Source organism: Rhizobium sp. P40RR-XXII, from assembly GCF_012641405.1.
GTDB lineage: Bacteria > Pseudomonadota > Alphaproteobacteria > Rhizobiales > Rhizobiaceae > Rhizobium.
Window position 1 is genome coordinate 403029 of sequence record NZ_JABAII010000002.1, and the last position, 16910, is coordinate 419938.

Below are 16910 nucleotides of genomic sequence, written 5' to 3' on the forward strand. Positions count from 1 at the left end.
ATCGCATGAGCCTGTTGCCAAGCTCATGCGATTGAAAAACTTCCATTTCAAGCAGATCGGTCAGCCTACAGCTTTCCGACCGGGTTGCAGCGCAGTCCTATTCTTCGCCGCCACCCTCGACGTCGCCGCCGGCATCCTCTGCCTCACCGGCTACGGCGTCATCCTCGACCGTCGCGTCATCTTCGCCTTCCGGCTCGCTGATGCGCTCGACGGATACGACCTTCTCATCCTTGGCGGTGGAGAAGATGGTGACGCCCTTGGTGGCGCGGCTGGCGACGCGGATGCCGCCGACAGGGACGCGGATCAGCTGGCCGCCATCCGAGACGAGCATGATCTGATCGCCATCTTCGACCGGGAAGGCGGCAACGAGTTCGCCGATCTCGCCCGTCTTCGACGTATCGGTGGCGCGGATACCCTTGCCGCCGCGGCCGGAGATACGGAAATCATACGAAGACGAACGCTTGCCGAAGCCCTTTTCCGAGACCGTCAGAACGAACTGCTCGAACGCCTTGAGTTCTTCGTAACGCTCGTCGCTGAGCTGTCCCTCTTCGGTGACTTCTTCACCGACCAGAGCGATTTCCTCGTCGTCTCCCGTTGCGGAGCGACGTTCGTTGACGGAGCGCTTGAGATAGGCCGCACGTTCCCAAGGTTCCGCATCCACGTGACGGACGATCGTCATCGAGATGATGCGGTCTCCGGATGCAAGGCTGATGCCGCGCACGCCGATGGAGTTACGGCCGGCAAAGACGCGCACGTCCGAAACCGAGAAACGGATGCACTGGCCGAGCGCCGTCGTCATCAGCACGTCGTCGCGTTCGGTGCAGGTCTCGACGGAGAGGATTTCATCGCCCTCCTCCTCGAGCTTCATGGCGATCTTGCCGTTGCGGTTCACCTGCACGAAATCCGACAGCTTGTTGCGGCGCACGGTTCCGCGCGTCGTCGTGAACATCACGTCGAGATTATCCCAGCTGTCCTCATCCTCGGGCAGAGGCATGATCGTGGTGATACGCTCTCCCGGCTCAAGCGGCAGCATGTTGATCAGCGCCTTGCCACGCGAAGTCGGCGTGCCGATCGGCAGACGCCAGACCTTTTCCTTGTAGACGATGCCGCGCGACGAGAAGAACAGAACGGGCGTATGCGTATTGAGAACGAATAGACGCGTAACGAAATCTTCGTCGCGGGTCGTCATGCCCGAGCGGCCCTTGCCGCCGCGGCGCTGCGCGCGATAGGTGGTCAGCGGCACGCGTTTGATGTAGCCGAGATGGGAAACGGTGACGACCATGTCCTCGCGGGCAATCAGATCCTCGTCATCCATTTCGAGACCGCCATCGACGATCTCGGTGCGGCGCGGCGTTCCGAACTCTTCGCGAACAGCAGAAAGCTCGTCTTTTACGATGGTTTGGATGCGGACGCGCGAAGAGAGAATATCGAGATAGTCCTTGATCTCGACGCCGATCTGATTGAGCTCTTCATCGATTTCATCGCGACCGAGAGCGGTCAGACGTGCCAGACGCAGTTCGAGAATGGCGCGGGCCTGCTCTTCCGAGAGGTTGTAGGTGCCGTCTTCGTTGATACGGTGACGAGGGTCATCGATTAGCCGGATAAGGGACTCGACATCCGCGGCGTTCCAGCGGCGCGTCATCAGCTCTTCGCGGGCTGATTGCGGATCGGGCGCCTGGCGGATGACGCGGATGACTTCGTCGATATTGGCGACGGCAATCGCCAGGCCGACCAAGACGTGAGCGCGATCGCGCGCCTTGCGCAGCAGATATTTGGTGCGGCGGCTGATGACCTCCTCGCGGAACGCCACGAAGGCGCGCAGCATGTCCATCAGGTTCATCTGCTCGGGCTTGCCGCCGTTCAGCGCCACCATGTTGCAGCCGAAGGAGGTCTGCAGCGGCGTGTAGCGATAAAGCTGATTGAGGATAACATCGGCATTGGCATCGCGCTTCAGCTCGACGACGACGCGATAGCCCTGACGGTCGGATTCGTCGCGCAGGTCGGAGATGCCCTCGATGCGCTTGTCGCGCACCAGTTCGGCCATCTTCTCGATCATCGACGCCTTGTTCACCTGGAAGGGGATCTCGGTGATGATGATCTGCTCGCGATCGCCGCGCATCGGCTCGATCGTCGCGACACCGCGCATGACGACGGAGCCGCGGCCCGTCTCATAGGCGGAACGGATGCCGGCGCGGCCGAGAATCTTCGCGCCGGTCGGGAAATCCGGACCGGGGATGATCTGCATGATGTCAGCCAGTTCGATGGCCGGATTGTCGATGAGGGCGATACAGCCGTCGATCACTTCGGAGAGGTTGTGCGGCGGAATGTTGGTCGCCATGCCGACGGCAATGCCGCCGGAGCCGTTGACCAGCAGGTTCGGGAAGCGCGCCGGCAGAACCTTCGGCTCTTCCGTCGTTGCGTCGTAGTTTTCCTGGAAATCGACCGTTTCCTTGTCGATATCCTCGAGAAGCTCGTGGGCGACCTTCGCCAGGCGCGATTCCGTATAACGCATCGCCGCCGGCGGATCGCCGTCGATGGAACCGAAATTACCCTGCCCGTCGATGAGCGGCACGCGCATCGACCAATCCTGAGCCATGCGGACCAAGGCATCATAGATCGAGGAGTCGCCGTGCGGGTGGTAACTACCCATGACGTCGGCGACGGGGCGGGCCGACTTCACATATTTGCGGTTCCAGTGATAGCCGCTCTGATGGGCCGCATAGAGGATGCGCCGATGAACGGGCTTGAGACCGTCGCGAACGTCGGGAAGCGCGCGGCTGACGATCACGCTCATGGCGTAATCGAGATACGACCGCTGCATTTCCTCCATGATGGAAATCGGTTCGATGCCTGGCGGGAGCTTCCCGCCGCCGGGTGGTGTTTGCTCAGTCAAAACAGATCACGATCTCTTTTAGAATCACTGCGAAATTTATAGCCGAAAGGCCTGGCGAGCGCCAATTTTGGCCGGTGTTTTTGAACAGGTTTTGCCCCTTTAAGCCATGGAATCGAACATTTCCATGGCGAAACCCGCCGACACCGGCGCATGGCCCTTTGCGAAAGCCCATTCCTCGCATAACAATGTCCGATAACAACGATAGAACAAGCTCCGGGGACTATATGGCGAGCGCGGATACGCTGATCAATGCCTTCACGACTCTGCTTGTCACTGTCGATCCGCCTGGGCTCGCGCCGCTCTTCATCGGACTTACGGCGGGCATGAACCGCTCCGAGCGCAAGCAGGTGGCGCTTCGCGGCTCGCTGATCGCCTTCTTCATTCTGGCAGCCTTCGCCCTGTTCGGAGCAAGCGTCCTCGGCGTGCTCGGCATTTCGATCGGCGCCTTCCGCATCGCCGGCGGCCTGCTGCTCTTCTGGATCGCCTTCGAGATGGTGTTCGAGCGGCGGCAGGACAGGAAAGAGAAAACGACGGAAGTTGCTATCACCAAGGATCATATCCGCAATATCGCAGTTTTTCCCCTCGCCCTGCCTCTGATTGCCGGTCCGGGTGCGATCTCGGCCACGATCCTGCTCGCAGGCTCCCTGCAGACGATGCTGGACCGGGCACAGCTGATCGGCGTCATTGCCGCCAATCTCTGCCTGGTCTTTGCCGCATTGGCCATTTCCGACAGGCTGGACCGCATGCTCGGCGCGACTGGCCGCGCCATCCTGACCCGCCTGCTCGGCGTCATCTTGGCGGCGCTTGCCGCACAATTCGTCGTTGACGGCGCTCGGGCGGCACTGACCCTTTCATAAAGCCGGCCCCCTTCCATGAAAAAAGCCCACCAAGAAGGCGGGCCTTTCAAAATCCGATTGCGTAGGCCGGCCTCAGAACGGGATGTCATCATCCAGATCGCGCGAGAAATTACCGCCGCCGCCCTGGTTACTACCACCACGACTGCCACCACCGCCGCCGCGAGAGGAGCCCTGCGAAGAAGGCTGGCCATAATCGTCACCGCCGCCGTAATCGCCACCGCCAAAGTCACCGCCGCCGCGTCCGCCACGGCTGCCGCCTTCCGAGCCGCCGCCTTCACCACGGCCATCGAGCATCGTCAGGGTCGAATTGAAGCCCTGCAGCACGATTTCGGTCGAGTATTTATCCTGGCCGTTCTGATCCTGCCACTTGCGGGTTTGCAGCGCGCCTTCGATATAGACCTTGGCGCCCTTCTTCAAATACTGTTCCGCGACCTTGCAGAGGCCTTCATTGAAGATGACGACGCGGTGCCATTCCGTCTTTTCCTTGCGCTCGCCGGAATTGCGGTCGCGCCAGGTTTCCGACGTGGCGATGTTGAGGTTGGCGATCGGGCGACCGTCCTGCGTGCGGCGGATTTCCGGGTCAGCCCCGAGATTTCCAATTAGAATTACCTTGTTCACACTACCGGCCATGATACCACCCTGCTTGCCGCCCATCGACGGCTTTGAAATTCTATCCGAGCACCTTAACCCATAGCAGGCGTCAGGTGCTATTTATGCGGCCTTCCCAGCTCGGTTCATCCACAAAGAATTCGCCGCAATAATTTTGTTCTTTATTTGTTCTAATTTGTCTCTATGATCTTGTCAACGGAATCGAAAACCCGGCTCCACCCTTCATTTCAGCCTCGACTCGCGGGCTGACATCACTAAATAAAGGCAGACTCCAAAGGACCTGCATCGACGATGAGCGAACTGAAGACTATTTCCATACGTGGTGCGCGCGAGCACAATCTCAAGGGCATCGATCTCGACCTGCCCCGCAACAAGCTGATCGTCATGACCGGCCTTTCCGGCTCCGGCAAGTCGTCGCTTGCCTTCGATACCATCTATGCCGAGGGACAGCGCCGTTATGTCGAAAGCCTTTCGGCTTATGCGCGCCAGTTCCTCGAAATGATGCAGAAGCCGGATGTCGATCAGATCGACGGCCTCTCGCCAGCAATTTCGATCGAGCAGAAGACCACGTCGCGCAATCCGCGCTCGACGGTCGGCACGGTCACCGAGATCTATGACTATATGCGTCTGCTGTTTGCCAGGGTCGGCGTTCCCTATTCGCCCGTGACGGGCCTGCCGATCGAGAGCCAGACGGTCAGCCAGATGGTAGACCGCGTACTCGCCTATGAGGAAGGGACCAGGCTCTACATTCTGGCGCCGCTCGTGCGTGGGCGTAAGGGCGAATACAAGAAGGAACTGGCGGAGCTCATGAAAAAGGGCTTCCAGCGCGTCAAGGTCGACGGCCAGTTCTATGAAATCGCCGATGTGCCGGTGCTCGACAAGAAATACAAGCACGACATCGACGTGGTCGTCGACCGTATCGTTGTCCGGCCCGATATGGCGGCTCGACTGGCCGACAGCTTCGAGACCTCTTTGCGGCTCGCCGACGGCCTCGCGGTTGCGGAATTCGCCGACAAGCCGTTGCCGCCGGAGGAAACCGCCGCCGGCGGTTCGGCCAACAAGTCGCTGAACGAGACGCACGAGCGCGTATTGTTCTCGGAGAAATTCGCCTGCCCGGTTTCCGGCTTCACCATTCCGGAGATCGAGCCGCGCTTGTTCTCGTTCAACAATCCCTTCGGTGCCTGCCCATCCTGCGACGGCCTCGGCTCGCAGCAGAAGATCGATCCGGAACTGATCGTGCCGGAGCCGGAACGCACGCTTCGCGACGGCGCCGTCGCTCCCTGGGCCAAGTCGACTTCGCCCTATTACAACCAGACGCTGGAAGCGCTCGGCAAGCATTACGGCTTCAAGCTCGGCAATCGGTGGAACGAGCTGTCCGATAAAGCCAAGGACGTGATCCTGAACGGCACGGAAGACAAGATCGAATTCCATTATGCCGATGGCGCGCGCTCCTACACCACGCACAAGAATTTCGAAGGCATCGTGCCGAACCTAGCGCGGCGCTGGAAGGAAACGGATTCCGCCTGGGCGCGCGAGGAAATCGAACGCTTCATGTCGGCCGCCCCCTGCCCGGCCTGCAACGGTTATCGCCTGAAGCCGGAGGCTCTGGCGGTCAAGATCAACAAGCTGCACATCAGCCAGGTCGCGGAAATGTCCATCCGCATCGCCCGCGACTGGTTCGAGGCGTTGCCGGAGACCTTTACCGACAAGCAGAACGAGATTGCGGTCCGCATCCTCAAGGAAATCCGTGATCGCCTGCGCTTCCTCAACGATGTCGGCCTTGAATATCTCAGCCTGTCGCGCAATTCAGGCACGCTTTCGGGCGGCGAGAGCCAGCGCATCCGGCTGGCATCGCAGATCGGCTCGGGGCTGACGGGCGTTCTCTACGTTCTCGACGAGCCATCCATCGGCCTGCATCAGCGCGACAATGCCCGTCTTCTGGAGACGCTGAAGCACCTGCGGGACATCGGCAACACCGTCATCGTCGTCGAACATGACGAGGATGCGATCCTGACGGCCGATGATGTCGTCGATATCGGTCCAGCGGCGGGCGTGCATGGCGGCCAGGTGGTGGCGCATGGCACGCCGCAGGATATCATGGCGAACCCGAAGTCACTGACCGGTAAATATCTCTCCGGCGAACTTGGGGTGCCGGTTCCGGACGAGCGCCGCAAACCCAAGAAGGGCAAGGAAATCAAGGTCGTCGGCGCAAGGGGCAATAACCTCAAGAATGTCACGGCTTCTATCCCGCTCGGCGTTTTCACGGCCGTTACGGGCGTTTCCGGCGGCGGCAAGTCCACCTTCCTGATCGAGACGCTTTACAAGTCGGCTGCGCGGCGCGTTATGGGCGCCCGCGAAATCCCGGCCGATCACGACCGCATCGACGGTTTCGAGCATATCGACAAGGTGATCGACATCGATCAGTCGCCGATCGGTCGCACCCCGCGCTCGAACCCGGCGACCTATACCGGCGCCTTCACGCCGATCCGCGACTGGTTTGCCGGATTGCCGGAAGCCAAGGCGCGCGGCTATCAGCCTGGCCGCTTCTCCTTCAACGTCAAGGGCGGCCGCTGCGAGGCTTGCCAGGGCGACGGCGTCATCAAGATCGAGATGCACTTCCTGCCCGATGTCTACGTCACCTGCGACGTCTGCCATGGCAAGCGCTACAATCGCGAAACCCTCGACGTCACCTTCAAGACCAAGTCGATCGCCGATGTGCTTGACATGACGGTCGAGGAAGGCGTCGACTTCTTCGCGGCCGTCCCCGCCGTGCGCGACAAGCTGCAGAGCCTCAAGGATGTCGGCCTCGGCTATATCAAAGTGGGACAGCAGGCCAATACGCTTTCGGGTGGCGAGGCGCAGCGCGTCAAGCTAGCCAAGGAATTGTCGAAGCGATCGACGGGCCGCACGCTCTACATTCTCGATGAACCGACCACCGGGCTGCATTTCCACGATGTCGCCAAGCTTCTGGAAATGCTGCACGAGCTGGTCAACCAGGGCAATTCGGTCGTGGTCATCGAGCACAATCTCGAAGTCATCAAGACGGCCGACTGGATCCTTGATTTCGGTCCGGAAGGCGGCGATGGCGGCGGCGAGATCGTTGCTGTGGGAACGCCGGAAGCGATCGTCAACGAAAAGCGCTCCTATACGGGGCAGTTCCTGAAGGAGCTGCTGGAGAGACGTCCGATGAAGAAGGTTGCGGCAGCGGAGTGAATTCACCCGACTGAACGTCCAAGGAGGAGAGAATGACCAAAGCGGGCGAAATCCGCATAGGCATTGGCGGCTGGACTTTCGAACCATGGCGCGGGACCTTTTATCCCGATACGCTGAAGCAGAAGGACGAGCTGAACTACGCCAGCCGCCAGCTGAAGGTGATCGAGGTCAACGGCACCTATTACAGCACACAAAAGCCCGAGGTCTTCGCCAGATGGGCGGCGGATGTTCCCGATGGCTTTATCTTTTCCCTGAAGGCAACCCGCTTCGTGACCAACCGTCGCGTGCTTGCCGAAGCGGGCGAGTCGATGCAGCGTTTCCTGGAATCCGGCATCAGCGAGCTCGGCGATCATCTGGGGCCGCTGCTTTGGCAATTCGCGCCGACGAAGAAATTCGACCCGGATGATTTCGAGGCTTTTCTGAAGCTGCTGCCATCGAAGCAGGATGGTCTTGGGCTGAAGCATGTCGTCGAAGTCCGGCACGATTCCTTCAAGGTGCCTGACTTCATCGCCCTGCTTGAGAAATATAATGTGGCGCCTGTTTGCGCCGAGCATTTCGACTATCCGATGATCGCCGATGTTACGGCGGATTTCGTCTATGCCCGCCTGCAGAAGGGATCGGACGATATCAAGACCTGCTATCCGCCGAAGGATTTGAAAACCTGGGCCGATCGCCTGAAAACCTGGGCCGAGGGAAAGGTGCCGGACGATCTGCCGCTGATCGATGCAAAACGCAAAGTCAAAGCCGAGCCGCGCGATGTCTTTGCCTTCATGATCCATGAGGGCAAGGTGAATGCGCCTCCAGGCGCAATTGCATTGCAGGAAGAAGTCGCGAAATAGCTCTTACAGCGGTTTGACGGCCGCGACGAGATCTTCGGCCGTCAGCCCTTTGCCCGCGTGCCGGCCCGCAAGGCCATGCAGCCAGACGCCGGCAGCCGCCGCTTCGAAAGCGGGGGCGCCCTGCGCCATCAGGCCGCCGACGATGCCGGCCAGCACATCGCCGGAGCCGGCCGTGGCAAGCCAGGGCGGCGCATTGGCATTGATCAGAGCCCTGCCGTCGGGTGCGGCAATCACGCTATCGGCACCCTTGTAGATGATGGCGGCGTGGGCTCTCGCTGCGGCCGCCCTCGCCTTGTCGACCTTGCTCAAGGCTTCATCCGCGGCAATATCGGGAAAGAGCCGTGCAAACTCCCCTTCATGCGGCGTCAGCACCAATCGTGTCGGTCCTTCGGCAAAAGCATCGAACAACCGTTGCGGCTCGTCGCGAAATGAAGTGATGCCGTCCGCATCCAGCACCAAATGGCGATCCGCGAGCGCGAGGGAAAACAGTCGGGCTTTCTCGCCGGCCCCGAAGCCCGGTCCGAGAATGAAGGTCGAGAGACGCTGATCGCCAAGCCATTGCCGCAATGAGGCTTCGTCCTTGACCGCATGCAGCATGATTGCCGTGAGTAGACCGGCATTGACATCAAGCGCTTCGGGCGGCGAGGCGATGGTGACGAGCCCCGCCCCCGCCTTCAGCCCCGCCATGGCCGACATGCGCGCGGCGCCCGTCGCGTTCGGCCCGCCTGAAAAGACGACGAGATGGCCGCGCTTGTATTTGTGCGTGTCGACGCCCGCCGACGGTATTTTCGCCTGCCACTGCGCGGGAGTGTTTTCGGCGATCAGATTATCGGCATGGGCGCGAACGATGCGGGCGGGAATGCCGATGTCGAAAACCTCCAGCTCCCCGCACAGGTCGCGACCGGGAAGAAGAAGGTGGCCCGGCTTGCGCGTCATGAAGGTAACCGTACGCGCAGCATGGAAGGCAGCACCAAGGATCTGGCCGCTGCGACCATCGACGCCGGACGGCAGATCGACGGCGATGACGGGAACTTTCGTTTCGGCGACCCGCGCAATGACGGTGGCCACCTCATCGGGAACGTAGCGGGAAAGCCCCGCGCCGAAGATGGCGTCGATCACCACATCGCCAGCCTCCGGAACATAGCCGCCGATCGCCTCGCCCCCGGCCGGACAATCGGCAAAGGCGCGAGCTGCATCGCCCTTGAGCCGTTGCGGATCGCCAAGATGGAAAAGCCGTATTTCGGCGCCGGCCTGCTGCAGCGCGCGAGCTGCGACATACCCGTCCCCGCCATTGTTACCCGGCCCGCAAAGCACGACATATCGATGCGCCTCGGGAAAGCGCCGAAGTGCTACGGCGGCGACAGACTGCCCCGCCCTTTCCATAAGCCCATAGGAATCGATGCCGGACGCGGCAGCGGCGCTATCGACAGCGGCCATATCGTCGGGTGTGAGGAGCAGGTCGGCTAGCGGCAACATCATGGCAGCCATTATAGATGCGAAATCTGCCTCAAAAACAACCGCTTTTGCAACAGGCCGATCGACTGATAAATGTGCATTTGCATAATAAATAACCAATAGCATTCAAGGCTTTACCGAAGGATAAACCTACCGCGCATCGCACTTTTTTGCGAAATTTTGCTTATCCCATGCATTTCAGCGCGAAAGCGCTTCCATTTTTCCGAAAAATCCTCATCAATCCATCATCTCGGTGCGAATTCGCCGGGATTTTCTACGGCAGCTCGTTCTCAACTGGCATGATACGTGCATCACGCTGGCCGAGCGGGGAGTAGTCCTGCTGTAACAGAAGAAGCGGAGAGACATTTTCTCATGAAAAAGATCGAAGCGATCATTAAGCCCTTCAAGCTCGACGAAGTGAAGGAAGCCCTTCAGGAAGTCGGCCTGCAGGGCATCACCGTCACGGAAGCGAAGGGCTTCGGTCGTCAAAAGGGCCACACGGAGCTTTACCGTGGCGCCGAATACGTCGTCGACTTCCTGCCGAAGGTGAAGGTCGAAGTTGTATTGGCCGACGAAAATGCGGAGGCGGTGATCGAGGCCATACGCAAGGCCGCGCAAACAGGCCGTATCGGCGACGGAAAGATTTTCGTTTCCAACGTGGAAGAAGTCATTCGAATCCGCACCGGCGAGACGGGCATCGACGCCATTTAATCCGCCCGGCCCTCCGGCCGCGGCTCGTTTAATCGTCATCTAAGTCAAGGGAAGCAATTTAATGACGACCGCAAGCGAAATTTTGAAACAAATCAAGGACAACGACGTCAAGTTCGTAGACCTGCGCTTCACGGACCCGAAGGGCAAGCTGCAGCACCTCACCATGGATGTGGTCTGTGTCGACGAAGACATGTTCGCCGATGGCGTCATGTTCGACGGTTCCTCGATTGCCGGTTGGAAGGCCATCAATGAATCCGACATGGTGCTGATGCCCGATCCGGATACGGTCCATATGGACCCCTTCTTCGCGCAGTCCACCATGGTCATCCTCTGCGACATTCTCGACCCGGTCTCCGGCGAAGCCTATAATCGCGACCCGCGCGGCACCGCCAAGAAGGCTGAGGCCTACTTGAAGGCCTCCGGCATCGGCGACACCGCCTTCTTCGGCCCGGAAGCCGAATTCTTCGTCTTCGACGACGTCAAGTACAAGGCTGATCCCTACAATACGGGCTTCAAGCTCGACAGCAGCGAACTGCCGTCCAACGACGACACCGACTACGAAACGGGCAACCTCGGCCACCGTCCACGCGTCAAGGGCGGCTACTTCCCGGTCCCGCCGATCGACAGCTGCCAGGACATGCGCTCCGAGATGCTGACGGTTCTCACCGAAATGGGTGTCGTCGTCGAAAAGCATCACCACGAAGTCGCCGCAGCCCAGCATGAACTCGGGATCAAGTTCGACACGCTGGTGCGCAACGCCGACAAGATGCAGATCTACAAGTACGTCGTGCATCAGGTCGCCAATGCCTACGGCAAGACGGCAACCTTCATGCCGAAGCCGATCTTCGGCGATAATGGCTCGGGCATGCACGTCCACCAGTCGATCTGGAAGGGCGGCAAGCCCACCTTCGCCGGCGACGAATATGCAGGCCTCTCGGAAAGCTGCCTCTACTATATCGGCGGCATCATCAAGCATGCCAAGGCGATCAACGCCTTCACCAACCCGTCGACGAACTCCTACAAGCGTCTCGTCCCGGGTTATGAAGCTCCGGTTCTGCTCGCCTACTCGGCGCGCAACCGTTCCGCCTCCTGCCGCATTCCGTTCGGCACCAACCCGAAGGCAAAGCGCGTCGAAGTCCGCTTCCCCGACCCGACCGCCAACCCCTATCTCGGCTTTGCCGCCATGCTGATGGCCGGCCTCGACGGCATCAAGAACAAGATCCATCCGGGCAAGGCCATGGACAAGGACCTCTACGACCTGCCGCCGAAAGAGCTGAAGAAGATCCCGACGGTTTGCGGCTCGTTGCGCGAAGCTCTGGAAAGCCTCGACAAGGACCGCAAGTTCCTGACGGCCGGCGGTGTCTTCGACGACGACCAGATCGATGCCTTCATCGAGCTGAAGATGCAGGAGGTCATGCGTTTTGAAATGACCCCGCATCCGGTCGAGTATGACATGTACTACTCGGTCTGATATCAGATACGAAAGCCCCGGCTTGCCGGGGCTTTCTTCGCAATTGGGGAGCCAGTGGCAGGTATCCCGCCAGATGCGTTTTCGCATTGGGCCATCGAACGCTGTCCGGTCAAAGAACCGGGCTGGATGTGACAGTTCGATGAAGGAATGGGGGCAAAATCCTTGATATCAGTGGTGAAAGTCACCACATGATTAGCTGAAAGGAAGTCGTGCCATGAAACAACGAAACGCAAAATTCAATATTGGCGACGTGGTTCGACACCGGATGTTCCCCTTCCGTGGTGTCATCTTCGATGTCGATCCGGAATTCGCAAACACCGAGGAATGGTGGAATTCTATCCCGGCCGAAGTGCGGCCCGACAAGGACCAGCCCTTCTACCACCTTCTCGCCGAAAATGACGAGACGGAGTATGTCGCATACGTATCGGAACAGAATCTGATCAACGACGAGAGCGGCGTTCCGCTTCGCAATCCGCAGATCGGTCAGATTTTCGACCGGGCGCCAACAGGCCAGTTCAGACCCAAGATGAGCTTCGCCCACTAAGCGCCTGTCAGATAAGTTTTTTAAAAAAAGGGAAGATGCCCCAAGCCTCTTCCCTTTTTTGATTTACGGACATGGTTGATACCAGCAAAAAAGCCCGGATCGCTCCGGGCTTTTTCAAAGCGCAAAGTTTCGCGAGACTTACTGCTGCTTGGCGGCCTTCTGGGCGTCTTCCAGCTTCTTGCGCGCTTCCTCAGCCTTCTTCTGCATGCTGTCCTGCAGGCTCTTCTGGCTTTCAGCGAGCTTGCTGTCGGAGATTGCCGGACCGTCGAAAGCGGCACCAAAACCGGTGAGCGAAATCTTGATCGGGTTCGGCGCACGGCGGAAGTTGATCGAGGTGAAGGTCACATCCGTGCCCTTCTTCAGCGAGTTGATCATCGCGTCGGTCACGGGCACTTCAGCGGTGCACTTGTCCGGAAGGCAGACGGCGTAATCGAGCTTCTGGCCCTTGCCGCCGTCAACCTGCATGGTGACGCCGGGCGGGATCAGGCGAGCCGTTGGAACGGAGATCTGCAGGATCTTGCGGTTAACCTTGCCATCGACGGAGATGAGGCCCACTGCCGTTACTAGCTGGCCATTGTTGGCCATGATCAGGTTCTGCACGATGCAGATATCGGCATCGTCCTGCTTGGTGCAGGTCTTGTACCAACCCAGGCGCGGCTGATTGGGATCGTTGCCACCATCGGCAGGAGCTGCGTTGGACGCGTCCTGAGCGAAGGCAGCAGCCGGCATGGCCGCGCCGATCATGAGAGCCAGAGCAGAGAGACCTGCCCGCATTTTGTTGTCAGTCTTGAACATCATAGCGAAACCGCCTCCTGAAATCCGCTTCGGAACGACAGCGCGCCGTCCCATGCAATTCGGGTCAAACCGTCGTCCACCTGTCGAATGAATAAGGCAAATACATGACCCGAGAAACCCGGCACCCCTGTTACATCGCACTGGCGCGGATATCCAGCTTTTCTTTGGCCTTTTCTGCTGAGACCCAAGAATTCCGCAGTCGCGTGTTGAATTGGGCACGCTCGTGATAATGTTCGGCCGATTCGTACCCTTACCGGAAAGGATGCCATGCAAGCGCTCCGGATCGCTGTCTTCCTGTTCTTCGCAGCCTTGTGCAATGCCGCCGCGGCGCAACCGCTCTATGGCATCGCCATGCATGGAGATCCGGCGCTGCCGGCGGACTTCAAGCATTTCCCTTATGTCAATCCGGATGTGAAAAAGGGCGGCCGCATCAGTTACGGCGTCGTCGGCACCTTCGACAATCTCAATCCCTTCATTTTAAAGAGCATGCGCACGACGGCGCGCGGCATGTGGGATCCGGAATTCGGCAATCTCATTTACGAACCGCTGATGCAGCGCTCACGCGACGAGCCCTTTACGCTCTACGGATTACTGGCGCAGACGGTCGAATGGGACGAGAGCCGGAGCTACATTCAGTTCAACCTCAATCCCGACGCCAAATGGTCCGACGGGCAGCCGGTGACGCCGGACGACGTGATCTTCACCTTCCAGCTCCTGCGCGATAAGGGACGCATTCCTCTTTCGTCCTGGCTCGATACGATCAGCAGCATGGAAAAGGTCGGCGAGCATAGCGTTATGATCCGCTTTAACGAGAAGGCCAATCGCGAAACGCCGCTGATCATCGCATCATCGCTGCCGATCCTGCCGAAACATGCGACCGATCCAGATAATTTCGACCATACCACGCTCAGTATCCCGATTGGCTCCGGGCCGTATCGGGTAAAGAGCGTCGATCCGGGCCAGCGAATCGTCTTCGAGCGCAATTCCGACTACTGGGGCAAGGATATTCCGACGAAGGTCGGCGTCGACAATTATGATCAGATCGTGGTGAACTACTTCCTGCAGGATACGACTGTGTTCGAGTCCTTCAAGAAGGGCGATCTTGATATCTATCAGGACGGCAGCCCGGCGCATTGGCAGCAGGCCTATAACTTTCCGGCCGCAAGCTCCGGAGCAGTCGTCAAGGAAACATTCACGCCGAAGCTGCCGAGCGGCATGTTCGGCTTTGTCTTCAACGCGCGCCGGCCGATCTTTTCCGACAAGAATGTGCGCAAGGGCCTGACGCTCGCCTTCGATTTTGAGTGGTTCAACCGCAATCTTGCCTCCAATGCCTATACGCGCACCGAAAGCTACTGGCAGAATTCCGATCTTTCCTCGTTCGGCGTTCCGGCCGATGCCAACGAGCTTGCCATGCTCGGTCCGATCAAGGACCATATCGACGCCGATGTGCTTGACGGCACCTACAAGCTGCCGGTCAGCGACGGTTCCGGCCGCGACCGCAAGATTCTGCGCAAGGCCGTCAACTTCCTCAAGAAAGGCGGCTACACGATCAAGGGCGAACGCATGGTCGATAGCGCCGAGCGGCAGCTTAGCTTTGAGATCATGACGCAGAATGCAGATCAGGAGCGTCTTGCCATCGCCTACCGCCGGTCGCTGGCGCTGCTCGGCATTGCCGTCACCATCCGCACCGTAGACGATTCGCAATATCAGCTGCGCACGACAAATTACGATTATGACATGGTCGTCAAATCCTACCCCTCCTCGCTCTCGCCTGGTATCGAGCAAGTAGGACGATGGGGTTCCGCCGCCGCGAAAATGCCGGGCAGCCTGAATTTTGCCGGCGTCGAGGATCCTAATGTCGATACGCTGATCAATCATTTCCTAACGGCGCGTTCGGCTGATGATTTTCGCGATGCGGTGCGCTCCTTCGATCGTATCCTGATCTCGGGCTATTATGCCGTGCCGCTCTATCATATCGCGCAGCAATGGGTGGCGCGGCGAAGCCACATTGCTCATCCCGACGCATTGCCGCTCTATGGTTATCAGTTACCGGTCTGGTGGGACGCCTCGGCGCAATAGTATTGCATGGTTCCTTTTCGGTAACCGGTTGAAGCCATCGGCACAAAGGCCTAGATGGTGAAGAACAGCCCAAAACCGAAAGGACGGAACCATGGAACGCATCACGATCGACATCGTCTCCGACGTCGTCTGCCCATGGTGCTATCTCGGCAAGGCACGGCTTGAGCTCGCCATCGCCGAGGTGCAGGACGAGGTTGGCGTCGACCTCAACTGGCGGCCCTACCGCCTGAATCCCGACTATCCGCCCGAAGGCGTCGACCAGAAGAAAGCACTGGAGCAGAAGCTCGGCGGCGCGGAGCGTGTCGCACAGGGGCACAAGATGCTGACCGATCTCGGCCGCGAAGTCGGCATCAAGTTCGATTTCGACGCCATCAAGATCGGTCCCAACACGCTCGATGCGCACCGCCTCATCCATTGGTCCGTCACGGAAAGCCGCGAGAAGCAGGACAAGGTGGTCGATGCGCTCTTCAAGGCCAATTTCGAAGAGGGCCGCAACGTCGGCGATCACGCCGTGCTGCTCGATATTGCCGAAGAAGCAGGCCTCGACCGCTCCGTCATCGCCACCCTGCTTGCCTCCGACGCGGACCGAGATCTCATCATCGGCGAAATCGACGCCGCCCAGAAGATCGGCGTCAACGGCGTGCCCTTTTTCATCTTCGACCAGCAGTATGCCGTCAGCGGCGCACAGACACCGGATGTGATCGCCGAGGCGTTGCGTGACATTGCCAAGATGAAGGCGGAAGCGCGGGCGGGGATGAATTGATCGGAGTTCGGCGTTTCCAATGAAATGCGCAAAAGCTTCCGCGAATCGCCGATAGTGGAAGCAGTCGAGCGACAATCGCCGTCAGGCCTTTGCCAGCAATCCCGAAGCCATCGCGCGGAAAGCCTCGATCGCCTTCGGCAGCACCTCCACAGGATTGTCGCTGGCGGCAACCCAAAGGGCAGCATTCAGCGCTGCGCCGGAGAGGAGCCGCGCTGCCGCCTCGGCATCGACCGGCTTGACGACTTCGTGCTCCAGAAGCTTTGACACCGTCTGCCGGGTCCCCGCGAGACAGCTGTTCTGGCTGGGCCATTTCGATGGATCGCCGAGCACCGCCGGCCCGTCAAGCAGGACGATGCGCTGGACCTCGGGATCGAGCGCCATTTCGATATAGGCTTCGCCTTCCGCAAGCAGGCCTTGCCAGCCGCCGCCCGCCTGCTCGCCTATCGCTTTTGCCCGCAGCGCCATTTCATTGTCGATCTGATCAACGACGGCGGCGAGCAATCCGCGCTTGTCTCCGAAGTTATGATAGAGAGCGCCCCTCGTCAGGCCGACATCTGCCGTCAGCTCGTCCATCGACGCTCCGGCAAATCCTTTTTCGGCGAAGGCTTTTCGTGCGGCGACAATGAGCTTGTTCCGGTTTTCTTCCATTGTTTCCAGGCGTTTCGCCATCTCACCCTCAAA

General features: G+C 59.5%; 13 protein-coding genes. 8 read left to right on the forward strand and 5 right to left on the reverse strand.

Annotation, left to right across the window (positions count from 1 at the left end; genetic code table 11):
* Nucleotides 1–97: 97 nt before the first annotated feature.
* Nucleotides 98–2893 (reverse strand): DNA gyrase subunit A, encoded by a 2796-nt coding sequence (gyrA, locus tag HGP16_RS05280; RefSeq protein WP_168838955.1) that lies wholly within the window; start codon nucleotides 2891–2893, stop codon nucleotides 98–100.
* Nucleotides 2894–3117: 224 nt separating this feature from the next.
* Between gyrA and HGP16_RS05285 the strand changes: the two genes are divergently transcribed.
* Complete coding sequence (locus HGP16_RS05285) at nucleotides 3118–3750, forward strand: MarC family protein (protein WP_168838956.1); 633 nt, start codon at nucleotides 3118–3120, stop codon at nucleotides 3748–3750.
* A gap of 72 nt (nucleotides 3751–3822) precedes the next feature.
* Here the strand turns inward: HGP16_RS05285 and HGP16_RS05290 are convergent, their stop codons facing one another.
* Complete coding sequence (locus HGP16_RS05290; RefSeq protein WP_168838957.1) at nucleotides 3823–4380, reverse strand: single-stranded DNA-binding protein; 558 nt, start codon at nucleotides 4378–4380, stop codon at nucleotides 3823–3825.
* A gap of 270 nt (nucleotides 4381–4650) precedes the next feature.
* Here HGP16_RS05290 and uvrA point away from each other — a divergent pair, with 270 nt between their 5' ends.
* Both uvrA and HGP16_RS05300 read left to right on the forward strand, forming a co-directional pair.
* On the forward strand, nucleotides 4651–7572 hold the full coding sequence (gene uvrA, locus HGP16_RS05295; RefSeq protein ID WP_168838958.1) for an excinuclease ABC subunit UvrA: 2922 nt from the start codon (nucleotides 4651–4653) through the stop codon (nucleotides 7570–7572).
* 32 nt (nucleotides 7573–7604) lie between these two features.
* Complete coding sequence (locus HGP16_RS05300; RefSeq protein WP_168838959.1) at nucleotides 7605–8411, forward strand: DUF72 domain-containing protein; 807 nt, start codon at nucleotides 7605–7607, stop codon at nucleotides 8409–8411.
* A gap of 3 nt (nucleotides 8412–8414) precedes the next feature.
* Here HGP16_RS05300 and HGP16_RS05305 read toward each other — a convergent pair whose 3' ends face one another.
* A complete protein-coding gene (locus tag HGP16_RS05305) occupies nucleotides 8415–9890 on the reverse strand; it encodes an NAD(P)H-hydrate dehydratase (RefSeq protein ID WP_168838960.1) in 1476 nt (491 codons plus the stop codon).
* A gap of 348 nt (nucleotides 9891–10238) precedes the next feature.
* On the opposite strand from HGP16_RS05305, the gene HGP16_RS05310 reads away from it, so the two are divergent.
* The 3 genes from HGP16_RS05310 to hspQ all read left to right on the forward strand — a co-directional run bounded on the left by HGP16_RS05310 (nucleotide 10239) and on the right by hspQ (nucleotide 12592).
* Nucleotides 10239–10577 (forward strand): P-II family nitrogen regulator, encoded by a 339-nt coding sequence (locus HGP16_RS05310; RefSeq protein WP_015339877.1) that lies wholly within the window; start codon nucleotides 10239–10241, stop codon nucleotides 10575–10577.
* A 61-nt stretch (nucleotides 10578–10638) separates the two neighbouring features.
* Entirely contained in the window at nucleotides 10639–12048 is a 1410-nt protein-coding gene (glnA, locus tag HGP16_RS05315; RefSeq protein WP_168838961.1) for a type I glutamate--ammonia ligase, read from the forward strand.
* A gap of 214 nt (nucleotides 12049–12262) precedes the next feature.
* Nucleotides 12263–12592 (forward strand): heat shock protein HspQ, encoded by a 330-nt coding sequence (hspQ, locus tag HGP16_RS05320; protein WP_168838962.1) that lies wholly within the window; start codon nucleotides 12263–12265, stop codon nucleotides 12590–12592.
* 138 nt (nucleotides 12593–12730) lie between these two features.
* Here the strand turns inward: hspQ and HGP16_RS05325 are convergent, their stop codons facing one another.
* The gene (locus HGP16_RS05325; protein WP_168838963.1) at nucleotides 12731–13390 is read right to left on the reverse strand and encodes an invasion associated locus B family protein; all 660 of its coding nucleotides are present in this window, start codon (nucleotides 13388–13390) and stop codon (nucleotides 12731–12733) included.
* A gap of 264 nt (nucleotides 13391–13654) precedes the next feature.
* On the opposite strand from HGP16_RS05325, the gene HGP16_RS05330 reads away from it, so the two are divergent.
* Together HGP16_RS05330 and HGP16_RS05335 are read left to right on the forward strand one after the other, a co-directional pair.
* Nucleotides 13655–15466 carry an extracellular solute-binding protein gene (locus tag HGP16_RS05330; RefSeq protein ID WP_168838964.1) on the forward strand — a complete coding sequence of 604 codons (1812 nt, stop codon included), beginning with the start codon at nucleotides 13655–13657 and terminating at the stop codon, nucleotides 15464–15466.
* A gap of 91 nt (nucleotides 15467–15557) precedes the next feature.
* The gene (locus HGP16_RS05335) at nucleotides 15558–16229 is read left to right on the forward strand and encodes a DsbA family oxidoreductase (RefSeq protein ID WP_168838965.1); all 672 of its coding nucleotides are present in this window, start codon (nucleotides 15558–15560) and stop codon (nucleotides 16227–16229) included.
* A gap of 81 nt (nucleotides 16230–16310) precedes the next feature.
* On the opposite strand, the gene HGP16_RS05340 is transcribed toward HGP16_RS05335, so the two are convergent.
* A complete protein-coding gene (locus HGP16_RS05340) occupies nucleotides 16311–16898 on the reverse strand; it encodes a TetR/AcrR family transcriptional regulator (RefSeq protein ID WP_168838966.1) in 588 nt (195 codons plus the stop codon).
* Nucleotides 16899–16910 lie beyond the last annotated feature (12 nt).